General features: G+C 39.5%; 6 protein-coding genes and 1 pseudogene. 6 read left to right on the top strand and 1 reads right to left on the bottom strand.

What is annotated here, in order from left to right:
* Window positions 1-245: 245 nt before the first annotated feature.
* Window positions 246-785: a TetR/AcrR family transcriptional regulator gene (locus tag M1K46_RS25295; protein WP_256228210.1), complete on the bottom strand. Its 540-nt coding sequence runs from the start codon at window positions 783-785 to the stop codon at window positions 246-248.
* A 219-nt stretch (window positions 786-1,004) separates the two neighbouring features.
* On the opposite strand from M1K46_RS25295, the gene M1K46_RS25290 reads away from it, so the two are divergent.
* The 6 genes and pseudogenes from M1K46_RS25290 (at window position 1,005) to M1K46_RS25260 (ending at window position 8,147) form a co-directional block, all read left to right on the top strand.
* Window positions 1,005-1,763, top strand: coding sequence for a carboxymuconolactone decarboxylase family protein (locus M1K46_RS25290; RefSeq protein ID WP_256228209.1), 759 nt, complete (start codon window positions 1,005-1,007; stop codon window positions 1,761-1,763).
* Window positions 1,764-1,776: 13 nt separating this feature from the next.
* Entirely contained in the window at window positions 1,777-2,520 is a 744-nt protein-coding gene (locus M1K46_RS25285) for an SDR family oxidoreductase (RefSeq protein ID WP_256228208.1), read from the top strand.
* Between the two features lie 123 nt (window positions 2,521-2,643).
* On the top strand, window positions 2,644-3,825 hold the full coding sequence (locus M1K46_RS25280) for an MFS transporter (RefSeq protein ID WP_256228207.1): 1,182 nt from the start codon (window positions 2,644-2,646) through the stop codon (window positions 3,823-3,825).
* The gene (locus M1K46_RS25275) at window positions 3,822-4,178 is read left to right on the top strand and encodes a cyclophilin-like fold protein (RefSeq protein WP_256228206.1); all 357 of its coding nucleotides are present in this window, start codon (window positions 3,822-3,824) and stop codon (window positions 4,176-4,178) included. Before M1K46_RS25280 ends, M1K46_RS25275 begins: the two co-directional genes overlap by 4 nt.
* 24 nt (window positions 4,179-4,202) lie before the next feature.
* Window positions 4,203-5,172 (top strand): annotated as a pseudogene (locus tag M1K46_RS25965) (aldo/keto reductase).
* A gap of 1,481 nt (window positions 5,173-6,653) precedes the next feature.
* Window positions 6,654-8,147, top strand: coding sequence for a phospholipase D-like domain-containing protein (locus M1K46_RS25260; protein WP_309144607.1), 1,494 nt, complete (start codon window positions 6,654-6,656; stop codon window positions 8,145-8,147).
* Window positions 8,148-8,230 lie beyond the last annotated feature (83 nt).

The following is an 8,230-nucleotide window of genomic DNA, read 5'->3' as shown; positions in this document are numbered from 1 at the left end:
TTAATTAAAATACCTTCCAAAGTCGAATAATCGGAAGGTTATTTGTCATGGACAAATGTAGTATAACACGAATAAATATAGGATTTTAATGAAAAATGTTGACAAACTATTAGCTGGTTTAGTATAAGTACATTCCTTCACATTCTTAATTTTTATTGAAAAAAGACAATAATCCAAGATAAATCACCTTCGAAAAAAAAATCTTTTACTTCTTAACTAAATTAAGGGGGTTTTATAGAAGAAATCTATACAATCCTCTCTAACAATTCTCCCAATTCTTTTGCGATGACATTAGGCGGAGAAGACATTCCCTCTTTTAACCACGATTCCAATACCCCTACGTATGCATTTGCAGCGAATTTAACGATAACATCTTCACTCAGTCCTTGATTTTTCCCTTTATCCACTTCATCTTTGAACTCTTCGATAAGAAACTCAAGAAACTTACTGCGAAAAGATGGAGCTCCTTTACTCGCTAACATGGTAGAAAAAAATAAATAATTACGCTCAAAGTATTCGAAAAAGATTAGAGTGGCATCTACCCATTCCCCTTCACATGCCCATTCACTTGTTTCCCTAAGCTGGTTTATATGTTCTTCCATCAATTTATCCAGAAGATCATATTTATCGGTGTAATGAAGATAGATGGTTCCTCGATTAACATTTGCCCTGTCGGAAATATCCTGAATGGTAATGTCATCGAAACTTTTTTCGGTCATCAGTTCTATAAGAGCATTTTTGATGGCTGCTTGGCTTTTGGGTATTCTTCTATCCACTTTAGACATTATTAATTCACCCACTTTTCCTTAAGATAATCAACAATTTTAATTGATTTGTTGAGTAATCAACGAATTGCGTTAATTTAACCATTGAAAGTATGAAGGTCTTTCTTATAATTATAAACAGGTGTTGATTAATCAATCAATATTAATTTTCAACAGACATTAAGTTCAGATACCTTTTGGAATAATAAAAGTAATTTAAGTTCAACAGGAGGCTATTTTATGGACCGTATTGAAAAAAGCAAGGAAAAATACAAACAGTTATTTGGTGATGGAGTACCTGCTGCATATGCAACCGATCCTGATTTTCAGGACATTCTTAGTCGCTTAATTTTTGGAGAAGTTTTTTATCAAGGCAATCTGGATGACAAGCAACGTGAACTTATCACTCTGGTAGTGCTTACTACCAACCAGACATTGCCTCAACTCAAAGCACACGTTGGTGCGGCAATGAACGTTGGACTTACACCAGTTGAAATCAAAGAGGCCGTTTACCAGTGTGCCCCATATATTGGATTTCCCAAAACATTAAATGCCATCAATGAAATCAATGAGGTTTTCAAATCAAAGAATATTGCTTTACCAATTGAAAGCCAAAAGACTGTAGATGAAGATAATCGTTTTGAGAAAGGACTTGCTACTCAAATAGAGATTTTTGGTGATGCCATTGCAAAAATGCAGGAGGCAACTCCATCAAATCAAAAGCATATTCAAGAATATCTTTCTGCTTTTTGCTTTGGAGACTTCTACACCCGTGGTGGACTCGATTTAAAAATACGGGAATTGCTGACACTCTGCATCGTAAGTAGCCTCGGCGGTTCTGATGGCCAAGTGAAAGCACATGTACAAGGTAACCTAAATGTGGGCAATAATAAGGAGACATTGATCACCGCAATCACCCACTGCCTTCCATATATGGGCTTTCCGAAGACACTGAACGCATTTAGTTTCGTAAATGAAGTTATTCCCGAAAATGAATAAGGAGGAAATCACCATGACAAATATTCAAGGAAAAGTTGTTATTATCATGGGTGCATCAAGTGGAATTGGTGAAGCAACGACCAAGAAACTTGCACAAGAAGGAGCAAAATTAGTCATTGCGGCTCGTCGTGAAGATCGCTTAAAAGCTCTTGTTCAATCATTACCAAATGCTGAAATTTCATATGCTGTTGCAGATGTCACGAATAAAGAGGAAGTTCGAGCAGTAGTGAATTTAGCAGTCGAAAAATATGGCCGTGTAGACGTACTTTACAACAACGCTGGAGTTATGCCAACTGCCCCACTTTCAGAAACTCGCTTTGATGAATGGCGACAAATGTTAGACATCAATATTATGGGAGTGTTAAATGGTATTGCTGCTGTTTTACCTATTATGAAAAAGCAACAGTCTGGTCAAATTATTGCGACTGACTCCATTGCAGGGCATGTGGTTTATCCTGGTTCTGCTGTATACTGCGGTACAAAATTTGCTGTTCGAGCCATCATGGAAGGCTTACGCCAAGAAGAAAGAGAAAACAATATTCGTTCAACTATTGTTTCCCCAGGATTAGTAGATACAGAACTCTATACAACGATTAACGACCCTGCGAATCGTGAATGGGTGAAGAATAATGCAAAAATAGAAGGTGTGGGATTGAGCCCAAGCGACATTGCTGATGCAGTGGCATATGCAATTAGCACACCAGAAACTGTTGCGGTAAGTGAAATCATGATTCGTCCAACGAAGCAAGTTATCTAATTGTTATAGTTTTAAATGAAGTAATTTTCGCCCAACAGTAGCCCTGATGAAATGCTCCATTAGGGCTCTTTTCAACAAAATTGAGTTGTATCTGGATTTTCTACGGGGGGAAAAGGAATAAATATGAAAAACACCTGGAAAATTTACTTGCTGGCCTTGATTACTTTCATGGTTAGTACATCGGAGTACGTTATTGCAGGAATTTTGGATAAAGTTGCTGCATCGAACCATGTTTCGGTAGCGGTAGCAGGACAACTAATCACCGTATTTGCTCTTGCTAATGCGTTTGGTTCTCCTCTTGTCGTCATAGCGACAACAAAAATGAATCAGCGAAAGTTACTAATACTCTCTCTTATATTAATGGTGTTCGGCAGCGTGATGACATTTACTCTTAAAGGCTTCGGTCTTCTAATCGTCTCACGCATTATACTTGCTTTAGGAAGTGGAGTTTTTGCCATTGCTGCAAAGACTACCGCAGCAAAATTAGCATCGTCTGAAAAACAAGCAGGGGCTATCGGCACAGTTATACTTGGGTTTAGTGCTGCCATTATCATCGGTGTACCAATTGGTCGTCTTGTAGCATCATCATACGATTGGAAGCTAATCTTCATGGGGATCGGTTTTCTTAGCTTGCTAGCAATTTTCGTTATCATGGGTACGATTCCTGCCGCAAATAACGGGGCTGCCGTCCCTCTGGGAAAGCAACTCTCTTATTTAAAGAATCCGAAAATCTTAATGGGTCTTGTTGCAACGTTCTTTTGGCAGTTAGGATATGGAGCGATGTATTCATATATTGCTCCCTTCCTGTTTACCGTTACATCCATAAGCGGACGAGAAGTGAGCATTGCTCTGTTTGCCTTCGGTATCGCTACTTTAATAGGTTCTAAGTTTGGTGGATTTATGACGGATCGAATCGGTAACCCCCGAACTCTTGTCGGCGGGCTGGTTGTCCATGTTATAGCTCTAGTGTTGCTATCTACTATTGCCAGGTCAACCTTTGTTGCCATCCCATTGCTCATGCTATGGTCCTTCTCGGCGTGGTCTTCAGGCCCAGGTATGCAGTATAATCTGGTCTGGCTTGCTCCAGAAGCTTCAGGAATCATGCTTAGCCTGTATGGCTCCTTCATACAGTTGGGAATCGCTGCGGCCGCAGGAATTGGAGGTATAGCAGTAAGAATTACATCCGTTCACGCAGTTAGTTGGATCGGTGCTATATCAGTAGCTATTGCTGCAATTATTACGGCGGTATCATTTGGTCTGAATAGTAAAGTAGCGAGAAAGTCATTTAATGAGGAGGTACTATGAGTAGTATAAAAATGACATTTAACAACGAGGAAGTAATAGTGAAAATGGATATTAATCCAACATCCAAGGAGTTTTTATCGCTACTTCCGTTGACTTTAAAATTTGAAGATTATGCAGGAACTGAAAAAATAAGCAATCTTCCAAAAAAATTAACGAAAGAAGACGCACCATCAGGTTGTGACGCTTCAGTTGGAGATTTCACGTATTATTCTCCTTGGGGAAATTTAGCTATTTTTTATCGGGATTTTGGTTTTGCAAGTGGATTAATTAAATTAGGGAAGATTGAATCTGGTATTGAAAAGCTTGCAAGTAAGAAAGGTAATTTTACAGGTACAATTGAAAAAATTGATTAAAGAGGTAGCAGGAGGTATTTAACTATGGAATATCGCAAAGTAGGAAAAACAGGGATTCAGGTTTCAAATTTATGTTTTGGTGCAATGTCTTTTGGTGGAGACGCTGACGAAGAAACATCTAAATCCATGTATAAACGTTGTCGGGAGGCTGGTATCAACTTCTTCGATACTGCGGATGTTTATGGGCGTTCTGAGGAAATTTTAGGTGAATGCATCGCACATGAGCGTGATTCAATCGTCCTAACTTCAAAAGTGTTCTGGAACACGGGTGCTGATGTGAATGCTAGAGGTTTGTCCCGAAAACATATAATGCAAGGGATTGAAAATAGCCTGCGTCGCTTAAAGACGGATTATATTGATTTTTATTTCGTCCATGATTTTGATGAACTAACCCCAATAGAGGAAACGCTACGGACACTCAATGACTTACAACGTCAAGGAAAGATTCTCTACCCAGCAGTAAGCAATTGGGCAGCTTGGCAAATTACAAAAGCATTAGGAATTTCTGCAAAAGATCAACTTGCTCGTTTTGAATTGATCCAACCTATGTATAACCTTGTTAAACGCCAAGCAGAAGTTGAAATTTTACCAATGGCTGCTTCCGAGAGTGATTACTTATAGCCCACTTGGTGCTGGACTACTTTCAGGAAAATATGGAGTAAATAAACGTCCTGAGCAGGGTCGCCTTGTACAGAATGCCCGCTACGGGGACCGTTACGGTGCCGAGGAAGACTTTGTTACGGCTGAACAGTTCACCAAATATGCACACGAACATGATGTGAAACCTGCAACTTTAGCCGTTGCGTGGGTAAAGGCTAATCCCGCTGTTACTGCCCCTATCATTGGTGCACGTAATTTAGACCAATTAGAAGATTCATTAGCAGCTGCCGATTTTAAAATGACAGAAGAAATGTACGCTGAAATTACCAATTTATCAAGAACACCTGCACCTGCAACGGACCGAACAGAGGTATTAACAGGTAAATGGAAGTAAGGTTTACAAACTCTTGAACAAGAGGGTTTAGAAGGATGAATTAAGTGTACATCCTTCTTTTTTTAACGTTTAAGGCTGAGAGAAAATTTGTTTCTTTTTCTATAACTTTGTGAAGGAATGTACTTAAACTAAACTGCCCGTTAGCTTAAGTACATTTCTTCACAATCTTTTTATAATAATTAAACATAAATACCCAATTTCCCTTTTAGTGTTATTCAACAATCTGGCCCGATTGTTGAGTAAAAAGGAAAGATCGCTCTTGATCTTACCTACCCTTTAGCTCAATAAGAAAAGCTACCGAATTGGTAGCTAGATTTTGTCCAATCTTGTTATTAGAACCCATTCCCTCGAAATATTATCCTCATCAATTCAATACCAAAGATGTAAAGTAAAGACGAAGAAAACAATCGATCTTAGTTGCGTAAATTTATTCATTCACCTTCTATCAGCTCTTATACGGGCCATCCGGTTTCATTGCTCATCTATCATCCTGTCAATAAGTCTCAATCACCATCAAGATCTCGGTTATACCCGATGACACTTCGAGGAATATCCCAATTGCTAAATGTTAGTCAATTGATACATTTAGAAAAAACTCATCCAAGATTATTAATTTGTGAGGTAATGACAAATTACTCCCTTAAAAGGATTTGGCAAGGATTTTTTATGAATATGATGGATGATCTCAATTACAAATCAACGATGTTCATTTTCCCACAATCCGACTCCTTATTTATTTCATAGCCACCGTATTAAAATACGGTACGTGAAATTATATTTTAAAGCTATCCGCACGATGTTCGTTCTGTTCCAACATCTTTACTCCTTTGCTTAATGTACATTTCTTTCGGGACTGGACCGTCTGAATGTATATGAAGATTAGCAGCATTTTTATACCGTTCGGTGGAGCGTAATCATCACTGAATGTTTAAGGAAATTCAGGAGCGATCCAATTCTAAATACAATTACTTTTGTATTTGTATCCATATTCGCTTCCGTAGACGATTGTGTTTGTATGAAAGTAATATCTCGTTCCTATATAATTCATCTTTTTAAAGGGCACATTTTCAGTTTAAAAAGGGGAAAAATGGACAAAATTGAAAAAAGCTCCGATTATAAGGGGCACTGAAAACTCTCTGAGCCATTAAGCGCTAGGATCCCCACCTTAGTGCTTTTTGGTTTTAAATAAACCTCCTGCTCTCCCAAAAGAGAAATTTCCTCAAATAAGGATGCATAACAAAACGGTTTTCGCTTAACGGTAAAGGTTAGCTCCTGAGCGTTTGCGATTGTCTTAAATTTTTCGAACTGTTTTAATCGCTCATCTCTCAGTAACGATTCCTTAAAATTAGATAAAACCCCAAAACGTAAAAAACACTATCCTCCCCTGGTTATTAATTTCATCTTCTGTCACTATGACCAAAAGTTGTATACTTACCTAACTATTTACACATGTTAGAGAATAAAAAAGGAGGGGATTTTTGTTGATATGGATTCTTTGGCTATACATAATAAATTCGATCTTTATGTTAATCATAGCGATTCGAGAGGTTCGCCGGCCAGCCATGGCCTTGAATTGGCTAGCTTTCTGCCTCATTTTGCCTATCATCGGTTTTGGACTTTATCTCAGTACAACGAATCCTGTTCGTATTCGTCGAAAAAGATTGACTTCTCCGCATCATGAAATATGCCAGTTGCCTGATTCATTTAGCCCCTCTGCCTCGGTCATCGCACATGCTTTAGGGAGATTGAGCGTGCATGGACTTAGGGCCGGCAAAGTCCAAATACTTATAAACGGTATTAAAACCTATGGAAAGCTTCTTGAATCGCTGAAGAGCGCCCAAAAAAAAATTGATCTGGAATATTACATCTACCGAGATGATCAGATTGGCAGACAGATCACGGACCTGCTGCTCGAACAGGCTGCAGCTGGCGTGAAGATCCGCTTTGTGAGAGACGGTTTTGGAAGCCGTCAATTTCCACAGCATAAGATCACTGAGATGATGAATGGAGGGATTGAATGCCGGACCATATTTCCATTGCGTTTCCCTTGGATGTTCTCCAACTGGAATTATCGAGATCATTGTAAGATTGTGCTAATCGACGGAAAGGAAGCATTTACAGGTGGGATCAACATAGGGTATGAGTATACAGGTTTAAAGCCAGAAGTGGGATTCTGGCGTGACACTCATTTGCGAATTACAGGTGAAGCGTCTGTCGATTTGCAGACTATTTTCGACACCCACTGGAACATCGCGGCGCCGGAAAGGATCAAGTCGAAGACACAACAAGATCAAGAAAAGCACCAAAACATTCCAAAATCGCAGATACCGGGCAAGACAGGTGTTTCCGCAGGGTCGGCACAATGGCGTACTGAAATGGACACGTTAAAGGGTATAGACAATTTCTCAAGGATGGAACCATTGCAGAAAGCGTACATTCAAACGTTAGAAGGCAATCCTGGCATTCCAACGCCGGTCGTCCGGGAGGCCTACTTTATTCTGGTGACACAAGCTACCAAAACCATTGATATCACTACACCTTATTTTGTGCCCGATGAAGATATTATCCTTGCTATAAAGACAGCTGTGGCCCGTGGTGTCCGAGTAAGACTACTGGTTCCTCGCCACGTAGATCAAAAAATCGTGGGTCTTGCAAGCCCCACCTTTTACGGAGAGCTGTTGGAATCCGGGGTTCAAATCTACCTGTACGACAAAGGGTTGTTACATGCGAAGGTCATGATTGTCGATGAGGAGATTGCTGAAGTTGGCGCTGCAAATTACGATATGAGAAGCTTTCGGCTTAATTACGAGGTGTGTGAAGTCGTTTACAGTATCGATGTAGCACGGGATCTCACAGAGCAATTCGAGCTTGATCTTAGTGATTCGTTGCAGTTGACCATGGAAGATTTACAGCAGCGCTGTCTTTCACAACGGATAATCCAGCAGGGAGCTCGCCTGCTTTCTCCATTGTTATAAGTAAAATGTAAAAGAAAAAGCATGGGACCCATTTAATTTTACTTTTCCCGGTATGTAAGAAAACATGATGCTGTCTTCACATA

Source organism: Fictibacillus sp. WQ 8-8 (genome assembly GCF_024494405.1).
GTDB lineage: Bacteria > Bacillota > Bacilli > Bacillales > Fictibacillaceae > Fictibacillus_C > Fictibacillus_C marinisediminis.
The sequence above is the reverse complement of the archived record's forward strand: the minus strand, read 5'-3'. Positions and strand labels throughout refer to the sequence as shown.